Origin of the sequence: Streptomyces sp. NPDC086549 (assembly GCF_044746205.1) — a bacterium.
Taxonomy (GTDB): domain Bacteria; phylum Actinomycetota; class Actinomycetes; order Streptomycetales; family Streptomycetaceae; genus Streptomyces.
This window is the reverse complement of the sequence record NZ_JBIVBS010000009.1, coordinates 134,165-151,099: the sequence shown is the minus strand read 5'-3', so window position 1 is coordinate 151,099 and position 16,935 is coordinate 134,165. Positions and strand designations below refer to the sequence as shown.

The window sequence follows — 16,935 nt, the reverse complement described above, 5'->3', positions numbered from 1 at the left end:
TGTGGGACGGGTCAGTTCTCTTTCTCGGTGTCAGTTCTTTTTCTTCTTGAAGACCGTCTTGCTGGTCAGGGTCCAGCTGTCGGACTCCACCGTGTGGTGGTGCTTGTCCTTGGCCGTGATCGTGACCTCGAACCGGGTGCCGTCGGGCAACGGGGCGGACAGGTGGACGGTCGCCTTGTGGGTCGACCGGTCGTAGGAGACGACGGCCGTGATGTGGAGCTTCCTGGCGGCGGCCGCGTCAGGGCCCGACAGGACGGTCACGTTCGCGTCGACGGACGACACCGGCGCCTCGGCCGGTACGGACAGGACGAGGGCGCTCGCCGCGTCGGCGGTGTGCGCCACCGTGGACGCGGTCACCTCCGAGGCGGCGACCGACGCCGCCAGGGACGCGTTCGGGTTGTCGGCGGTGAAGACGGGGCCGACCCAGTAGTTCGCGGATCCGTAGGAACCACTGGGGAAGACCGAGTCGCTGCCGTACTTGTAGAGCCCGTTGTGGTGCGTGGTGGTGTCGACCGTGGCCGTCAGCGGATAGGACTTGTGGGCCGCCGCGAAGTAGCCGCCGTCCACCGCGTAGTTGCCGTTCGGCGCGTGGTAGGAGACGACGTACGAGGTGTCGGCGGTGATCGCCACCGGAGTGGCGAAGGTCAGCGTCTGCCAGCCGGAGGCCGTCTCGTTGGTGAAGGTGCCGCTGGCGAGCAGCGTGCCGTTGTCGGTCCACAGGCTGCCGGTGTGGGTGCCCGTGTTGCCGGTGCCCTTGTAGAAGGTGACACCGGTGACCCAGCCGGCCGCCGAGGACGTGAACCGGGTGCCCAGCTCGACCGAGTTGGGGTCGGCCGTCATGTCGGTGTTGGCCGGCACGGCGGAGGAACTCCACAGCGTGCAGGGGCAGGTGACCGAGGGCGGCGTGGAACTGGTGGTGAACGACCAGGTCACCGGGTCCGTCATGGTGTTGCCCCACACGTCGGAGGCCTGGACGGACGCGGTGTACTTGGTGTTCAGCTCCAGCTCCGTCGACGGCGTGAAGGTCGCTTTGTTCGACGCGGGGTAGGTGACCGCCCCCGGCACGGTGTTGCCGTCCGGGTCCTTCAGGGTGAACGTCACGCCGTCGGTGTCGACGGCCGAGCTGAAGGTGGCCGACACCGGTGCCGTGATCGACGTGCTGGTTGCCCCGGACGTCGGGGAGGTCGAGGTGACGGTGGGCGCGATCGTGCTGGCCGTCGAGGTGTCCAGCACCACGTCGACCCAGTAGTTGCTGCCCGAGGACGCCGAGGACGGGAAGGCGCTGGCCGAGCCGTAGTGATAGACGCCGTTGCCGCCGTCGGTGCCGGTCTTCAGGGCCGTCAGCGGGGCCAGGCCGGCATCGCTGTTGGCGAAGGTGGTGTCGTAGGAGTATCCGCCGTTGGGGGCGAAGTACGAGGCGACATAGGTGGTGTTGGCCTTGACGGTCACCGGGGTTGCGAAGTTCAGCTGCTGCCAACCGGAGGCCGTCTCGTTGGTGAAGGTGCCGGTGGCCAGGCGGGTGCCGGAGGCCGTCCACAGGCTGCCGATGTGGGTGCCGGTGTTGACGGGCGACTTGTAGAAGCGGACGGCGGTGACGGAACCGGCCACGGTGGTACGGAACTTGACGCCGAGCTCCACCGAGCCGCCGTCGCCGGCGTTGACGGTGCCGGGCACGGCCGAGGCCGGCCAGATGGTGCAGGGGCAGGTCTGGGGGCCGACTGTCAGCGGGACGGTGGTGACGGCGCCGATGTTGACGCTGTCGTCGACCGCGCGGACCTTGATGGACGCGGAACCCGGTGTCGTGGGTGTCCAGCTGTAGCTCCAGGACGAAAGACCCGTGGCGGCCTTCCAGGTCGATCCGCCGTCGGTGGACACCTCCACACGGGCCACCACTCCCCCACCGGAGTCGCCGACGGTACCGGCGATGGTGACCGGCTTCAGCGCCGGGACGGTGGCCCCGGAGGCCGGGCTGGTCACGGTGACGGTCGGACCGGTGGTGTCGGTGGAGGCGGTGGCGGCGACGAGGTTGCTCTGCAGGGACTTCGGCTGGGCCCCCATGTCGGCCAGGATGTTCACCGTCGCCTGCTGCATCCGGGAGTCCTCGGTGACCACCGTGTCATCGGGATTGTAGGTGGGCACGTTGGTCAGGCCCCACGACCACTGCACGGTCCCGGTCCCGAACACCAGGGCCCCGGAGTTCTGGTCGCGGAACTCGACGAGATTGTGCGTCGCCGTACCGTTGCCGTACAGGTTGCCCCAGTCCAGACGGTACGTGCCGTCGGTGATGTCCACCGTCGTGGACGACACGTCGATCTCCCCGGCGGGTCGGGTGCTGTTGTCGAGGTCGCTGTCCCACTCGTAACCGAGCGTGCCGGTCGGGAAGGTCGCGGTCTGGCTGGAGGTGAGGTTGGCGATGGATGTGCCGCGCCAGATCCGGTTCTTGCCGTACGAGCCGGGCACGGTGATCGCGTCACTGCGGTAGCCGTTCGCCTGGAACATGGAGCCGGTGAGGATGTTCGGCGGCTGGTAGGTCTGGCCGTAGTTGGTGCTGGTCGGATCCATCCAGGTGCCGGTCCAGGTGCCGCTGGGGTCGGCGATGCCGTTGTTGAACGCCATCTTGGTCATCTTGTAGCAGACCAGGGTGCGGTCGGCCGTGTTCGTGCCGTCGATGCTGGGAGTGAACCTGGTCTTCCAGAAGACCTCGTTGCCGCTGAAGAAGCCCTCCCGGACGCCGGCCTTCCTGGCCGCCAGGACGTTGGAGTACTGGCTCTGTGTCCAGTACTCGTCATGGCCGGACGACATGTACACCTTGTGCTTCTCCAACAGGGTCGCGCCGTTGGTCGACGACACGTCCACGCCGGACAGATAGCTGACGTCGTAGCCGTTGCGCTCCAGCCAGGACAGCATCATGAACTCGGAGCCGTAGATGCCGTTGTCGCCGCCGATGTCCAGCGGCCGGTTGTAGCTGACCTCGTAGGCGCGGCCGTCGGGCGCGGGCCCGGTGCCGCCGTACAGGTCCTGGCCGCCGTAGTCGTTGTAGGCCTGCCAGGTCTGGTCACTGGTCTGTATGACGATGTCGGAGGTGCTGGAGTCGTTGCGGACGACGAAGGGGTACGGCATCATGCCGTCGCCGTTGGTCTGCGTGAGGTTCGCGATGTACAGGCCGGACACGGCGTCGCTGGGCACGCTCCAGGTCGCGGTCACCGGCCAGTTGCCGCAGTCGACCAGGCCGGTGCCGCTCTTGGTGGTGCAACTGGCTGGAGCGGACGTGTAGTTCGCCGGATAGGTCACCGCCGCCTGGGCCGCGGTCGACATCTGGCGCGCGCCGTCACCGCCGTACCAGCCCAGCCGGTAGATCTGGACGTTGTACGGGGACTTCGACTGGACCTTGAACTGGACGGTGTCCCCGGCCTGGACGCTCTCCTTGGTGGTGAAACCCTTGATGTCACCGTAGGCGTTGGGCGAGAACCAGTCGGACTTCGGGCTGCCCGTCTTGGAGTTCTCGCAGACGATGGGGTTCGAGCCCGACCCGCACGGATCGGACGCCGCCGAGGCGGACCCGGCCAGCGGAAGCACCGCCATTATCAAGGCTGCTACGACGGCGAGGCGCCCGCCCCGGATCCGTCTGCTCCATCTTTTCATGTGTACCTCTCAGCGGTGCTGTGCAGGACCGACCCGTGGGATCGGAGGTAGAGCATGAAAACTCTGGGGACCGGTCAGCTGCCGAGCGCGTCGGCGAACGCGTCCACGACGCGCTGCTGCTGGTCGGGGGTGATCTGCGGGTACAGCGGCAGCGACAGGATCCGGTCCGCCGCCTTCTCGGCGTTCGGGAAGTTGCCCCGGCCGTGGCCGAGATGGCGGTACGCCGGTGTCAGGTGTACCGGTGCGGGATAGTGCACCCCGGCGCCGATGCCCTCGGCGTTGAGCTTGCCGACGATGTCGTCGCGGTCGGCGCCGACGACCTGGACGACGTACAGGTGCCAGACGTGGACGTTGCCGGGTGCCGTGGTCGGGAGGACGACCCGGCCGGCGGCCGCGAGGTCGGCGAGCAGCGCGTCGTAGCGGGCCGCGGCCGCCCGGCGGGCCGCGTTGCCGTCCGCCAGCCGCGTCAGCTTCGCCCGCAGGACGACGGCCTGCAACCCGTCCAGACGGCTGTTGAAGCCGGGCACGTCGTGGCGGTACTTGGCGACTCCGCCGTGGTTGGCGATCGCGCGCACCTGTCCGGCGAGTTCCTCGTCGTCGGTGAGCACCGCGCCCGCGTCGCCGTAGGCACCCAGGTTCTTTCCCGGGTAGAAGCTGGTGGCCGCGAGCCCGCCGCTGCCCGGCGAGCGACCGAGGCGGGTGGCGCCCTGGCACTGCGCGGCGTCCTCGACGACCCGTACGCGGTCGGGAAGCCGGCCGGTCAGTTCCGTCACGTCGGCCAACTGCCCGTAGAGGTGCACGGGTACGACGGCGCGGGTGGCCGGGCCGACGGCGTCCAGCGCGGCCTGGGGGTCGAGCAGGTAGCTGTCGGGCCGGCAGTCCGCCAGGACCGGGCGCGCGCCGGTCCTGGCCACCGCGCCGGCGGTCGCGATGAAGGTGTTGGCGGGCACCACGACCTCGTCGCCGGGGCCGACCCCGCTTGCCCGCAGGGCGAGTTCGACGGCATCGGTGCCGTTGGCGACGCCCACGCAGTGCGCGACGCCGCCGAAGTCCGCGTACTCGCGCTCGAACCGGCGGACCTCGTCCCCTCCGATGAACGCCGTATGGGCCAGGACCCGTTCGAATCCGGCCCGCACGTCGTCGGCGACTTCCTCATGGGCCGCCTTGAGGTCCACCAGCGGAATCTGGTTCACGTGATCGGTCCCCCCATTGTTCGCGTCGCAAGTTCTGTTCGCGTCACACGTTCCGTACGCGTCGCAAGTTCGCCAAGCGCGGGCGCGTCCGCCGCGCGCAGCCGCCGGGCCGGGCTCCCCACCCAGACCTCGCCCGGCGGTACATCGCCGAGCACGGCGCTCCCCATCCCGACCAGCGACCAGGCGCCGACCGTCGTGCTCTCCCGGACCAGGGCGCCGGAGCCCACATAGGCTCCCCGCTCCAGCCGCGCTCCCCCGCCCAGCCGGACGCCGGACGCGATCGTGACGTAGTCCTCGACCACGTCGTCATGGGTGAGGACGACATGGGGCATCACCGCCACATGCGCGCCCACCCGCACCGCGGCGGTCAGCACGCAGTGCGCGAGCAGGACCGAGCCGGGGCCGATCTCGGACGACTCCGACACCGACGCCGTCGGGTGGATCACGGTCGCGTAGCGGTCCGCGGGCAGAGCAACCCTGCGGGCCAGTCGGGCGCGCGCCGCGTAGTCCCTGGGGTTGCCCACGCAGATCACCACCCGGGCGCCGGGCAGATCGTGGACCAGGTCGCAGCCGCCGAGGACAGGCACGCCGTCCACCTCGGTGCCGTGCACGGCCGGGTTGTCGTCCAGGTGCCCGAGCACCTTGAACTCGCCCGCGTCCTCTACGGCCTGTACGGTCTCCCGGGCGAAGCCGCCCGCGCCGATGATCACAAGTTCGTTCATCTTCGGGCCTGTTCGCGCAGTGCTGTCACGACGCGGTCCTGCTGCGCCTCGGTCATGGTGTGGAACAGCGGCAGGATCAGCGAGTCGCGGGTGATCCGCTCGGTGACCGGCAGCGGTGCGCGGGGGTGGTCCGCGTAGGCGGGTTCGAGGTGCGCGGCCATGATCCCGCGCCGGGCGGAGACGCCGGCCTCGGCGAGGGCGGTGAGCAGGTCGTCCCGGCCGACGGGGAAGTCCTCGTCCAACAGCACCCAGTAGGACTGGAAGTTGCTCTGCCCGTGCGCGGGGTCGCGTACGGGGGTGAGGCCGGGGACGTCCTGCAGCAACGCGTCGTAGCGGGCCGCCAGTTCACGGCGGCGGGCGATCATCGCGTCGAGCTTGCCGAGCTGGACGAGGCCGATCGCGGCCTGGACGTCCGTCATCCGGTAGTTGAAGCCGACTTCCAAGTAGCTTTCCAGGACCGGCTTGTTGCTCGCATGACGTTCCGCGGCCGAGGCGTTCATGCCGTGCTCGCGCAGTCGGCGCAGGCGTGCCGCCCACTGGGCGTCGTCGGTGGTGACCATGCCGCCCTCGCCGGTGGTGACGAGCTTGCGGGGGTGGAAGGACCAGGCGGCGATCAGGGCGCCGTGCCCCACGGGTTTGCCGCCGACGGTCGAGCCGATGGCGCAGGCCGCGTCCTCGACCAGGCGAAGGTCCCAGTCGGCGCAGGCGGCGCGCAGGGTGTGCACGTCGGCCGGTACGCCGCCCTGGTGGACGGCGAGGACGACCTTGGTACGGGGGGTGCGGACCGCGTCGACGGTGACCGTGGTCAGGTTGCCGGTGGCGGGGTCGACGTCGGCGAACACCGGCTCGGCTCCGACGTAGCGCACGGCGTTGGCGGTGGCGATGAACGACAGCGACGGCACCACGACCTCGTCTCCGGGCCCCAGCCCGAGCGCGACGAGCGACAGGTGCAGGGCGGTGGTGCACGAGCTGACCGCGACGGCGTGCTCGGCGCCCACCCACTCCGCGAAGGCCCGCTCGAAGGCGGCGACCCGGGGGCCCTGTGCGACCCACCCGGACAGCACCGCCTCGGAGGCGGCCCGGGCCTCCTCCTCGCCGAGCCAGGGGATCATCACCGGGATGCGGTCGGCACTCATCGCGAGGCCTCCTCGTTGGCCCCGGCGTCGGCGGCGCGCTCCGCACGCCACCACTCCACCAGGTCCCGCAGCCCCGTGCTCAGGTCGATCCGGGCCGTGAAGCCGAGCCGCTCGGCGGCCTGCGTGGTGTCCGCGAGCCGCCGGGTCACCCCGTTCACCGCGCGGGCGGGCCCGTGCACCGGCGCCAGGTCCGACGCCCCCATCGCCTCCAGCAGGCCCCGGGCGAGCTCCTTCAGCGAAGTCTCCGTGCCGCTGGCGATGTTGAACACCTCGTCGGTGAGATCCGACTCGGCGGCCAGCACGTTGGCCCTGGCGATGTCCCTGACGTCGACGAAGTCCATGGTCTGCGTGCCGTCGCCGAGGATCAGCGGCGGCTCGCCCGCCTCGATGCGCTCCATCCAGCGGATGAGCACCTCGGTGTAGAGGCCGTGGATGTCCATCCGGGGGCCGTAGACGTTGAAGTAGCGCAGCGCCACGTAGTCCAGTCCGTACATGGCGTGGAAGCTGCGCAGCATGGCCTCGTTGAAGGCCTTCGCCGCGCCGTAGAAGGTGTCGTTGTTGTACGGGTGATGGCGCTCGGTCGTAGGAAAGGTCTCGGCCATGCCGTAGACGGACGCCGAGGACGAGGCGATCACCTTGGCCACCCCGGCCTCGGCCGCCGCCTCCAGGACGTTGAAGGTGCCGTCGACCAGGACCTCGTTGGCCAGCCGGGGCTCCTCCGCGCACTGGGTGATGCGTATCGCGGCCAGGTGGAACACCAGGTCGGCGCCCTCGGTGGCCTTCCGTACGGTGGCGGCGTCCCGGATGTCGCCCTCGACCACCTCCACGACGCCGCTGGGCAGGGCCTGGGCGAGGTTGGCCCTCCGCCCGCGCACGAAGTTGTCCAGCACCACGATCTCGCGGGCGCCGCCCTCGGCCAGGAGGTCGACGAGGTTGGAGCCGATGGTGCCCGCTCCCCCGGTGACCAGGATCTTCTTGCCTCGTACGCTGCTCAACTGCCTTGCCCTCTCAGTGAGATGAAACCGTCAACGCCCGGCGCGCAGGCCGACGACCGCGCCGCGGAATTCGAGGCTCCGGGAGGCCGCCTCAAGAACGTCCAGCACCCGCAGGCCCGCTCGGCCGTCGGTCAGTGGGGCTCTGCGCTCCCTGATCGCGTCGCCGAACTCGTCGACCATGCTGCGCAGCGCTTCCTTCTCGCCGATGGCGGGCGCGACCATGTCTCCGGACCGGTACGAGATGAGCATGTCCCGGCGCTCGTCGGCGCCGATCTCCTGGGGCGAGGCCAGGTCCACGCCCCGGTCGAAGATCGCCACGCGCTGGGCGGGGTTGAGGTCGTCCCAGATCAGGGTGCGTTTGGCGCCGCCCACCATGGTGGTCCGTACCTTGGTCGGCGACAGCCAGTTGACGTGCACGTGGGCGATGGCCCCCGTATTGAGCTGGAGCGTCAGATAGGCCACGCAGGCCTGTCCCGCGCCGATCGGGTCGGCCCCGTGAGCGGCGACGGCGACCGGCTCGACGGTGTCGGGGAGGATGAAGTCCAGGATCGACAGATCGTGCGGGGCCAGGTCCCACAGGACGTCGATGTCCTTCTGGACGAGCCCGAGGTTGATCCGGACCGAGTCGACGAAGTGGATCTCCCCGAGTTCGCCGGAGCGGACCAGTTCCCGGATGCGGCCCACGGCGGGCGTGTAGCAGTAGGTGTGATCGCACATCAGGGTGAGCCCGCGCTCTTCCGCCTCGGTGACCAGGCGCATCCCGTCGGCGTACGTCGCCGCGAGCGGCTTCTCCACGAGGACGTGCTTGCCGGCGCGCAGGGCGGCCAGGGCGATGTCGAGGTGGGTTCCGGCGGGCGTGGCCACGGCGACGGCGGCCACGGAGGGGTCGGCCAGGACGGCCGCGTAGTCGGAGGTGGCCTGTACCGTCGAGTAGCTGCCGAGGACCCGCTGGGCCCGGTCCACGTCGAGGTCGCACAGCCAGCGCAGCCGGAACTGCTCGCCGGCCTGGAAGTTGCGTACGAGGTTGGGGCCCCAGTAGCCGGCCCCGACGACCGCGACCCCCAACGGCTCCGTGGTCTGCGTCACTTGTTTCCTCTTCCCTCGGTCCATCAGTAGGCCCCCGTTCCTCGCACCACCGCAGACCCGGTGCGCAGCAGGATCGACAGGTCCAGGCCCATCGACCAGTTGTCCACATATCCGAGATCGAGCCGGACCGCCTCGTCCCAGGGCAGATCGGAGCGGCCGCTGACCTGCCACAGCCCGGTGAGGCCGGGCTTCACGAGCAACCGGCGCTTGATGTCCGACGTGTACTCCTCCACCTCCTCGGGCAGCGGCGGGCGGGGACCGACGAGCGACATGTGGCCCCTGACCACATTGATCAGCTGGGGCAGTTCGTCCAGCGAGCTGCGGCGCAGCAGCGACCCGACCCGGGTGATCCGCGGGTCTTTCTTCACCTTGAACAGCAGACCGTCGCTGTTCTGGTTGAGGTGCTCCAGTTCCGCCCGGAGAGCCTCCGAGTCCCGTCGCATCGTGCGGAACTTCAGCATGCTGAAGTGGTCGCCGTACCGGCCCACGCGCTGCTGCCTGAACAGCGCCGGCCCGGAGCTGTCCAGCCGGACGATCAGGGCGATCAGCAGCATGGGCAGCGCGAGCAGGACCAGGAGCGCCGCCGCGAAGGAACGATCCAGCAGTTCCTTGGGCAGCCGCGAGATCCGGGAGAGGTTCGGCGCCTGTATCCGCACCAACGGCACCCCGTTGGTGGGCCGTACCGCCAGCCGGGCCGCGGACACGTCGGCCAGCATGGGGGCCAGCAGGAAGTCGACGCCCTGCACGGCTGCCGTCCAGGACATCCGGCGCAGGACGGAGGCGTCGGACTCGGGGGCCGGCAGCGCCACCACGGTGCTGATGCCCAGGGCCCGGACGACGACATTCATGTCGCCGACGCCGCCGAGGAAGGGGAGCCCCAACTTGCGGATCTCCGTGGCGTTTTCCGGATCGCTCAGGCACACTCCGGCGACCTGCAGTTCCTGTACGCCCCCGCGCCGCAGCACGGCGATCAGCTCCATGATGCGTTCCGACGGCCCGACCAGGAGCGTCGCGCTCCGGTCCCGGCCCCGCGCCCACCGTCTGTGCAGCCGGCGGCGCAGCGCGTACCGGACCGGCAGGGCGATCGCGGCGGCCGGCACTGCTGCCATGATCATGTCATGAAGAAGTCCGGAATCACGAGTGAACAGGCAGTACGCACCCGCGGCCAGCGCCGGCAGTGCGACGGCACCGCGAAGCACCCGTCGGTACTCCTCGGTCCCTAAGCCCAGGGCGCTGCGATCGTAGGAGCGGTGGGCGAGCATGGCCACGATCCATGTCGGGGGCAGCACCAGGGCCACCGCCCAGCGGCCGTAAGCCGCGTGGATCAGGAAGGCTGCGGCAGCGGCCGCCAACCCGTCCGCGATCAACAGGACGAGACGGTACTTCCGTTCCCAATGTCTTCGGCGCGCTTCCGGACTTCTGTGTTCCACAACCAGTTGCTCATGCGTGACCTCAATGGTCATGCTCCCCCCACCACATGCGCGGCTACCCCTGACCGAAGTGCCCATCACGCAGCGGCACCGGAAAGCGAAGGAGCTTCAGCGGTCCCCAACCGCCTCATGCCCCCAGCATGCTGGTCACTGACCGTTCAAATCCGTTCAAAGAGCCGTGCCGTGACATGCAGTCAAGAACAAAAGCCCCACCCAAACCGGCCCGGCGGACCTCAATCTAGACCACTGGACGCAGTCACGGGAACAGTTGGACGAAACACACATCGCATTAGAGACACCGGCGGCATACTGCCCAGGTGACGAGCATCGTGATCCCGGCTCACAACGAGGCGCGAGTCATCGGCCGGCTCCTCGATTCGCTGCTGGCCGATTCCTCCGAGGACGACACCGACATCGTGGTCGTATGCAACGGCTGTACGGATGACACCGCGCGGATCGCGGCCGCCCGCGGCCCGCGCGTGCGGGTGGTCGAGACCCCCGTCCCCTCCAAGCACGCCGCCCTGCGGACGGGTGACGATCACGCGCGCGGCTTCCCCCGCGTCTACGTGGACGCCGACGTCGTGATCGCGGGAGCCGACGTGCGGACGCTCACCGCGCCCCTGAACGACGACACCTCGGGCATCCTCGCCACCGCCCCCGAGCGACAGATCCCGCTGGACGCCTGCGCATGGCGGGTGCGTGCCTACTACCAGGTGTGGCAGCGTCTGCCCGCCGTACGCGAGGGGCTGTTCGGCCGAGGGGTGATCGCGGTCTCCAAGGCCGGGCACGCCCGGATCGCCGCGCTGCCGCCGCTCATGGCGGACGACCTGGCCGCATCCCTGGCCTTCACTCCGAAGGAACGGCTCGTGGTCGGCGCGGCCCGCGTCGTGGTCCACCCGCCGCGCACATGGCCGGATCTGATCAAACGGCGGGTCCGGGCATCGGTGTCCACCGCCCAGGTCGAACAGCATCAGGGACCGGAAGAGGCCTCGGCACGCACGAGCACGGCAGATCTCAAAGCGCTGCTCCGCAGGGAGCCGAAGCTCTTCGCGGCCGTCGTGGTCTTCGCCGCGGCGGCGGTCGTCGCCCGGCGGCGGGCCGGAAAAGCCATCCGGGCACAGGACTTCGGCACCTGGCTACGGGACGAGAGCAGCCGGCAGAACTGATCGCACCGCATCTGGAGCCCTTGATCATGTATCTCACCGACCGCTCCACGCCGGCGGCGGCCGACACCGAGCCGGATCGAAGACGCGGCCTGGGGCCCAAGATCGCCCCGGTTGTGCTCGTGCTGGGCACGGTCAGCCTGATCACCGACATCTCCTCGGAGATGGTCACCGCCGTCCTGCCGCTCTACCTCGTCACCAAGGTCGGCTTCAGCCCGCTGGGATTCGGCACCCTGGACGGCGTCTACAACGGCGTCAGCGCCCTGGTCCAGCTGACCGGCGGTCACCTCGCCGACCGGGTGCGCAACCACAAGCTGATGGCCGGGCTCGGCTACGGTCTGTCCGCTCTGTGCAAGCCGCTGCTCCTGCTCGCGGGCAGTCTCGGCACGCTCGGCACGGTGCTCGCCCTGGACCGGACCGGCAAGGGCCTGCGCACCGCCCCGCGCGACGCGATGATCTCCCTGTCCACACCGCCCGAGAACCAGGGCCGGTCCTTCGGCGTACACCGCGCGATGGACACCACCGGCGCGATGCTCGGCCCACTGGCGGCCTTCCTCATCCTGCGTGCGGCGGCCGACGGCTACGACGCCGTGTTCGGCGTGAGCGCGTGCGTCGCCGCGCTCGGCGTGCTCGTGCTGGTGCTGTTCGTACCCGGCAGACGGCAGGACGCGCAGACGGACGAAGCAGGCACGCCGGAGGACAGACAACCCGCGCGTGTAACGGACGAAGCAGGCACTCCGGAGAGCACACAGCCCGTCCGCGTACGCGAAGCGCTGGCGCTGCTGCGTCTGCCGCGCCTGCGGGCGCTCGCCGGCTGTGCCGCGCTGCTCGGCCTGACCACGGTCAGCGACGCCTTCGTCTACCTGCTCCTGCAACGGCGCGTGGGCATCGGCGAGGAGTGGTTCCCGCTGCTGCCGCTGGGCACCGCCGCAGTGTTCCTGCTGCTGGCCGTGCCCGTCGGGGCGCTCGCCGACCGGGTCGGGCGGCACACTGTGTTCCTCGCCGGGCATGCGGGTCTGCTCACCGGCTACGCCCTCCTGCTGTGGGCCCCGGCCACGCCTGCTCTTCCCTGTCTCGTACTCGCCCTGCACGGCACCTTCTACGCGGCCACCGACGGCGTTCTCCCCGCCGCCCTCGCCGGCATCGTGCCCGAGCAGCTGCGCGCCAGCGGCCTCGCCATCGTCGGCACCAGCCAGGCGCTGGCCCGGTTCTGCTGCTCGCTGGGCTTCGGCGCCGCCTGGACGGCTTGGGGAGACGGTCCGGCGCTGGCCGGCGCGGCGGTCGGCCTGCTGTGCTGCGCGACCGTCGCGGGCATGGTGCTGCGGCCGACGGGAGGGACCCGATGACCACCACAGACACAAGGATCCGGATGACACCGCTGCGCCGCCGCCTTCTCATACTCGTCACGGCGGTGCTGCTCCTCGCGGGGCTGGGGACCGGCGTGGTCCTGCACGCCGCCGCCCGCGCGGATCGGGCGAACCAGCCGCAGCCGGGCGGCCCCGCCATCAGCGCGGGCAAGTTGACGCTCGGCCAGAGAGGCCGCCTGGCCTTCCTCAACACGGCCGCGGGCCCGCACCGCACCGCGGTCGCCTCGGTCCCGGCCACCGACCCCAGGGGTGGACGGATCGCCTCGGGGCTGAAGTGCGCGCGCTTCTACGCGGCGGCCGGCACGGGCGTCTGCCTCCAGTCCGTCACCGGCGTCCTCAGACAGAGCAACCGTGCCCTGCTCCTGGACGCCAACCTCCGCACCCTGCACACGTTTCCGCTCGCGGGCACCCCCAGCCGGGCCCGGGTCTCGCCCAGCGGTCGCTTCGTCGCCTGGACCGTCTTCGTCTCCGGCGAGTCCTACTCGTCAGCCTTCTTCTCCACCCGGACCTCGATCCTGGACACCCGCACCATGAAGCTGACTCCCAGCCTGGAGACGTATTCCATCATCATGGACGGCAAGCCCTACCACGCCTCGGACATCAACTTCTGGGGCGTCACCTTCGCCTCCGACGACGACACTTTCTACGCCACCCTCAACACGGCCAACCGCACCTATCTGGTCCGCGGTTCACTCTCCCGGCATACGGTCACCACGCTGATCCAGAACGTGGAGTGTCCGTCGCTCTCCCCCGACGAGACCCGCGTCGCCTTCAAGAAGCGGGTCCTGTCCGGTACCGCCCTCTGGCACGAGTACGTCCTGGACCTGAGCACTCTCAAAGAGACGGCGCTCGCCGAACGCCACAGCGTCGACGACCAGGCCACCTGGCTCGACGACCACACCATCGCCTATGCCCTGCCCACCAATGGCAAGGTCGGCAGCAGCGACCTGTGGAGCGTGCCCGCGGACGGCACGGGCGCCGCCCGCCCACTGATCGCCGGTGCTTCGTCCCCGGCGCCGTTGTAGGCCGCCGCCGTCGTCGGGGTCAGCCGCAGGACAGCAAGCCCGCCTGCTGCTTGGCGGACAGGATGCGATGGACGCTCTGGTCGACCTTCGTACGGAAGGCCGAGTTCTGCGCCATCCTGGTCTGCACAGCCTTGGCCATCGCCGGGACCAGGTTCGGTTCGACGGTCAGGACCAGGTCTCCGCCGGCCGACAGGAAGTTCAGGGCCCGGTTGGCCGGGGACACGGCCTTCACCGCCACCGCGTTCCCGAGGTCGTCCGAGATCACCACGCCCTTGAACCCGAGTGTGTTGCGGAGCAGTCCCTGGATCACCGTGGACGAGAACACGGCCTGATGCTTCGGGTCGATCTTGCTGTACGTGGCCAGAGAGACCATGACGAAGGGTGCGCCCGCTTTGATTCCCGAGCTGAACGGGATGATGCTCGAGCTCTTGCTCGTCGTCACCGAGTCCACCACGTTCGCCGTGGTGTCGGTGTTGCCGCGGACGTAGCCGAGTCCTGGAAAGTGCTTGAGCGTGGCCAGTACCCCGGACTGCGCGAAGCCCGCGGCGAAGGCATTGCTGTGAGAGGTCACCGTCGCGGCTGTATGGCCGAACTCGCGGTCGTACCGCCCGATCGGGCCGTTGTTCCGGCCCAGACTGGCCGGGACGACATCGGCGACGGGCGCAAGGTTCAGATTCACACCGGCCGCCTTGAGCTGGTTCGCCCACGTGGCGGCCTGAGTACGGAGCTTCGAGGTCGACCAGCTTCCCTGCACCAGTGCGCTGGGTATGGTCGAGAACCCGGGACCGGACAGGACTTGCACCTGGCCGCCCTCCTGGTCGGTGGACACCAGCAGGCCTACCCGGTGCCCCGACACGGTGTCGGCCTTCGCCTGAAGACTGTCGGCCAGGGTCTTGGTCGCCTTCGTACCCGCCGTACTCCGTCCGGCCAGGAAGACCGACCCGACATGGTATTGACGCAGAACCTGGATCCGCGTCTGGTCCGGCTTCCCGGCGGCGACGCCGCCCATGAAGAGCTGACCGACTCGTTGCGGCCCCGTCATGGCCCCGAAGACCTTGTCGACACAGGTCGCGGTGGTGCTCCCGGTCGCCGAAGCGGGTGCTTCCGAGACGCCCGCAGCCTGCGAGGTGTAAGCGCCGCCCAGGCCTGCGGCCGTCAGCGAAAGCGTCAGTAGCGGGACGGGCCAGACTGCCCGTCTCCCCCTCGAACCATGGGATGGTGCCTGCCGCGATGTCATGCGGAGCCCCTTCCGGTACGCCGACCACGGACCGGGCGCCCCTCGCTCGGCCGTCGAGGGCCGTCACGCAGCCAATACCACATCCAAACGTACATCCATCCGACGGAGCTCGCCTCTGCGGCCACGGACCAGTCGGTGCTGACAGGCATCGGTGTCAGTGTCGGCGGCCGTGGCCGGCAAGTCCAAGGCGTCGCCGTGGAACCGGCGTTCGGCGTCACGGCACGGGGCGGCGAAGGTGCCCGCACCCGATACGCCGGGGACCGCCCGGCACGGTGCGTACGAGGGGGCGACGCGGTTGATCAGAGCTTGGACAACGATCGACACATGATCGCCAAATGAGGCCAAATCGCCACCTTCTGAGAACTGGTCAGATTCGCGCACACTCGAACACATGGGGGGATTAGGGGATCAAGGGCAGTTATGCCATCGCTGCGGGAGGGCGAGTCCGACCGTGTGCGATCGCGGACGGATCGAACTCATGGCGAAACTCTGCGAGTCGTGCTGGAACAGCCTCGCGAACGAGATGGCCGAAGCCGACGGAGCCACGGCGGCCCCCAGGCCCGAACCCCACCCCGACGACGTCTCATGGTTCGAGCCGCCGACGTGCCCCGAGTGCGGAGCCTTGATCCGTGTGTACCCGACCAACTACGACCGGTGGGTCAGTCTCGACATGGTGGAACTGCCCGCCAAAGACGTCCCCGAGCGCTTCCGCTGGCGCTTGACGAAGCTGACAGGCCGATCCCATATCGTCACCGAGATCGTGGCTGTACGGGTCCGTGGAATCGATCCGCTGCCCGGCGATCCCGTGGTACCGGCTCATCGCATGATGTGCGTCCCCGACTGACGGGAGCCATCGATCACAGCGCACGAGCAGTTCGATGAGGCACGCGACGACGACGAGACCTGCAGCCCGAGAGCACCGGATCGCGATGGTCGTCCGCGAACTCGAAGCCGTACCCGCGCTGGATGCGCGCGAACTCGGCGTCCGACAGCCCCGGCTCGAACTCATGGAGTCCGGTCTGGGCCAGGCGACGTTTTTGCGGCTGCCGCGCCCAGTCCTGCCCCCTCATCGCTGATCACTGCCACACGCTGACGTCAACCGGCACCCGCCGTCGCGGCTTGCTCTGGTAGACGGGGTCAGCCGCGCGCGGCCACGTACAGGCTTTGGATACTGCGGCCGAGCGGGCCCTTCTCGTCATGCAGGGCGGACTCGGCCAGGCCTATGCCGGCGCCGTCCACCATCGTCCGGGCATCCAGGCAGACCCATTCGCCCTCGGGGTGGCGGTGCAGGCTGACGGTGAGGTCGGCGTTGACGAAGACGTAGCGGTGGAAGTCCAGCGCGGCACTGACACCGTTGCCCGAGTCGGCAGCCGCCAGCACCCGGCTGAGCGGCGTGATCTCCTCTCCGGCGACCAGCGGTACCCTCATCCGCATCCACGCCGTGGCCGGACCGGGCTCCAGGAACGAACCGGCGGCGAAGCGAATGTCCATGGCGGTGTGGTAGCCCTGGTCCCAGGGGATCGGGAAGAAAGCCTTCGGGGTTACGGCCCCAGGGTCGGGCACCTGCCGACCCGGCGAGACCTGCGGTACCGAGTCCGGCGCGGTCCTCATCAGCAAAGCCGTCGCCCGCATCACTTCCTGGCCGCCGTCGGGTGCCAGAGCCGCTTCCACAAGCTCGACGCTGCGCCCGGCACGCAGCACACGCGTGGCAACTGTCAGCGGCCGTATCGGGACCGGACGCATGATCTCGTACGTCAGCCGGGCGACCCGCATGTCCGGTCGTCCGCCCGGCCGTTCCCCGACGGCCAGAGCAAGCAGTGCGGCAGGCGGGCCGGCGTGCTGGGAGCCGGCATCCCAGGGTCCCCGGGTGTAGCCGGTGGGAAGGAACCGGCCGTCGGCCACCCGCTCATAGAAGGCCTCGGCCTGTGACATCGCCATG

At 69.6% G+C, this 16,935-nt stretch carries 14 protein-coding genes; 4 read left to right on the top strand and 10 right to left on the bottom strand.

All coding sequences use genetic code 11. The features are described from left to right. Nucleotides 1-30: 30 nt before the first annotated feature. From ACIPSA_RS27155 to ACIPSA_RS27125, 7 genes are all read right to left on the bottom strand, one after another. A complete protein-coding gene (locus ACIPSA_RS27155) occupies nucleotides 31-3,582 on the bottom strand; it encodes a DUF4082 domain-containing protein (protein ID WP_402638889.1) in 3,552 nt (1,183 codons plus the stop codon). A 134-nt stretch (nucleotides 3,583-3,716) separates the two neighbouring features. Beyond that, nucleotides 3,717-4,835: a DegT/DnrJ/EryC1/StrS family aminotransferase gene (locus ACIPSA_RS27150; protein WP_402638886.1), complete on the bottom strand. Its 1,119-nt coding sequence runs from the start codon at nucleotides 4,833-4,835 to the stop codon at nucleotides 3,717-3,719. Next, complete coding sequence (locus tag ACIPSA_RS27145; RefSeq protein WP_402638884.1) at nucleotides 4,832-5,557, bottom strand: acetyltransferase; 726 nt, start codon at nucleotides 5,555-5,557, stop codon at nucleotides 4,832-4,834. Before ACIPSA_RS27145 ends, ACIPSA_RS27150 begins: the two co-directional genes overlap by 4 nt. Further along, a complete protein-coding gene (locus ACIPSA_RS27140) occupies nucleotides 5,554-6,693 on the bottom strand; it encodes a DegT/DnrJ/EryC1/StrS family aminotransferase (protein WP_402638881.1) in 1,140 nt (379 codons plus the stop codon). Before ACIPSA_RS27140 ends, ACIPSA_RS27145 begins: the two co-directional genes overlap by 4 nt. Further along, complete coding sequence (locus tag ACIPSA_RS27135) at nucleotides 6,690-7,688, bottom strand: NAD-dependent epimerase/dehydratase family protein (protein ID WP_402638878.1); 999 nt, start codon at nucleotides 7,686-7,688, stop codon at nucleotides 6,690-6,692. Before ACIPSA_RS27135 ends, ACIPSA_RS27140 begins: the two co-directional genes overlap by 4 nt. Before the next feature lie 30 nt (nucleotides 7,689-7,718). Beyond that, entirely contained in the window at nucleotides 7,719-8,774 is a 1,056-nt protein-coding gene (locus tag ACIPSA_RS27130; RefSeq protein WP_402638877.1) for a Gfo/Idh/MocA family protein, read from the bottom strand. 23 nt (nucleotides 8,775-8,797) lie between these two features. After that, nucleotides 8,798-10,141 carry a sugar transferase gene (locus tag ACIPSA_RS27125; protein WP_402638874.1) on the bottom strand — a complete coding sequence of 448 codons (1,344 nt, stop codon included), beginning with the start codon at nucleotides 10,139-10,141 and terminating at the stop codon, nucleotides 8,798-8,800. Between the two features lie 380 nt (nucleotides 10,142-10,521). Between ACIPSA_RS27125 and ACIPSA_RS27120 the strand changes: the two genes are divergently transcribed. Genes ACIPSA_RS27120 through ACIPSA_RS27110 form a run of 3 tightly spaced genes read left to right on the top strand, consistent with a single transcriptional unit; the run spans nucleotide 10,522 to nucleotide 13,759 of the window. Beyond that, nucleotides 10,522-11,370 carry a glycosyltransferase gene (locus ACIPSA_RS27120; protein WP_402638871.1) on the top strand — a complete coding sequence of 283 codons (849 nt, stop codon included), beginning with the start codon at nucleotides 10,522-10,524 and terminating at the stop codon, nucleotides 11,368-11,370. A 26-nt stretch (nucleotides 11,371-11,396) separates the two neighbouring features. Beyond that, a complete protein-coding gene (locus ACIPSA_RS27115; protein WP_402638869.1) occupies nucleotides 11,397-12,713 on the top strand; it encodes an MFS transporter in 1,317 nt (438 codons plus the stop codon). Next, nucleotides 12,710-13,759 (top strand): TolB-like translocation protein, encoded by a 1,050-nt coding sequence (locus ACIPSA_RS27110; RefSeq protein ID WP_402638867.1) that lies wholly within the window; start codon nucleotides 12,710-12,712, stop codon nucleotides 13,757-13,759. Before ACIPSA_RS27115 ends, ACIPSA_RS27110 begins: the two co-directional genes overlap by 4 nt. A gap of 19 nt (nucleotides 13,760-13,778) precedes the next feature. Here ACIPSA_RS27110 and ACIPSA_RS27105 read toward each other — a convergent pair whose 3' ends face one another. Next, on the bottom strand, nucleotides 13,779-14,801 hold the full coding sequence (locus ACIPSA_RS27105; protein ID WP_402638864.1) for a glycoside hydrolase family 3 N-terminal domain-containing protein: 1,023 nt from the start codon (nucleotides 14,799-14,801) through the stop codon (nucleotides 13,779-13,781). 673 nt (nucleotides 14,802-15,474) lie between these two features. Between ACIPSA_RS27105 and ACIPSA_RS27100 the strand changes: the two genes are divergently transcribed. Then, nucleotides 15,475-15,840, top strand: coding sequence for a DUF6083 domain-containing protein (locus ACIPSA_RS27100; RefSeq protein ID WP_402638861.1), 366 nt, complete (start codon nucleotides 15,475-15,477; stop codon nucleotides 15,838-15,840). A gap of 13 nt (nucleotides 15,841-15,853) precedes the next feature. On the opposite strand, the gene ACIPSA_RS27095 is transcribed toward ACIPSA_RS27100, so the two are convergent. Beyond that, entirely contained in the window at nucleotides 15,854-16,066 is a 213-nt protein-coding gene (locus tag ACIPSA_RS27095) for a hypothetical protein (protein WP_402638858.1), read from the bottom strand. 67 nt (nucleotides 16,067-16,133) lie between these two features. Beyond that, on the bottom strand, nucleotides 16,134-16,934 hold the full coding sequence (locus ACIPSA_RS27090) for a thioesterase family protein (RefSeq protein ID WP_402638856.1): 801 nt from the start codon (nucleotides 16,932-16,934) through the stop codon (nucleotides 16,134-16,136). Nucleotide 16,935 lies beyond the last annotated feature (1 nt).

Coding starts and splice junctions, on each gene's coding strand:
- ACIPSA_RS27115 (WP_402638869.1), top strand. CDS start 11,397: ATGTATCTCACCGACCGCTCCACGCCGGCGGCGGCCGACACCGAGCCG.
- ACIPSA_RS27095 (WP_402638858.1), bottom strand. CDS start 16,066: ATGAGGGGGCAGGACTGGGCGCGGCAGCCGCAAAAACGTCGCCTGGCC.
- ACIPSA_RS27140 (WP_402638881.1), bottom strand. CDS start 6,693: ATGAGTGCCGACCGCATCCCGGTGATGATCCCCTGGCTCGGCGAGGAG.
- ACIPSA_RS27155 (WP_402638889.1), bottom strand. CDS start 3,582: ATGGCGGTGCTTCCGCTGGCCGGGTCCGCCTCGGCGGCGTCCGATCCG.
- ACIPSA_RS27105 (WP_402638864.1), bottom strand. CDS start 14,801: ATGACGGGGCCGCAACGAGTCGGTCAGCTCTTCATGGGCGGCGTCGCC.
- ACIPSA_RS27145 (WP_402638884.1), bottom strand. CDS start 5,557: ATGAACGAACTTGTGATCATCGGCGCGGGCGGCTTCGCCCGGGAGACC.
- ACIPSA_RS27100 (WP_402638861.1), top strand. CDS start 15,475: ATGGCGAAACTCTGCGAGTCGTGCTGGAACAGCCTCGCGAACGAGATG.
- ACIPSA_RS27090 (WP_402638856.1), bottom strand. CDS start 16,934: ATGGCGATGTCACAGGCCGAGGCCTTCTATGAGCGGGTGGCCGACGGC.
- ACIPSA_RS27110 (WP_402638867.1), top strand. CDS start 12,710: ATGACCACCACAGACACAAGGATCCGGATGACACCGCTGCGCCGCCGC.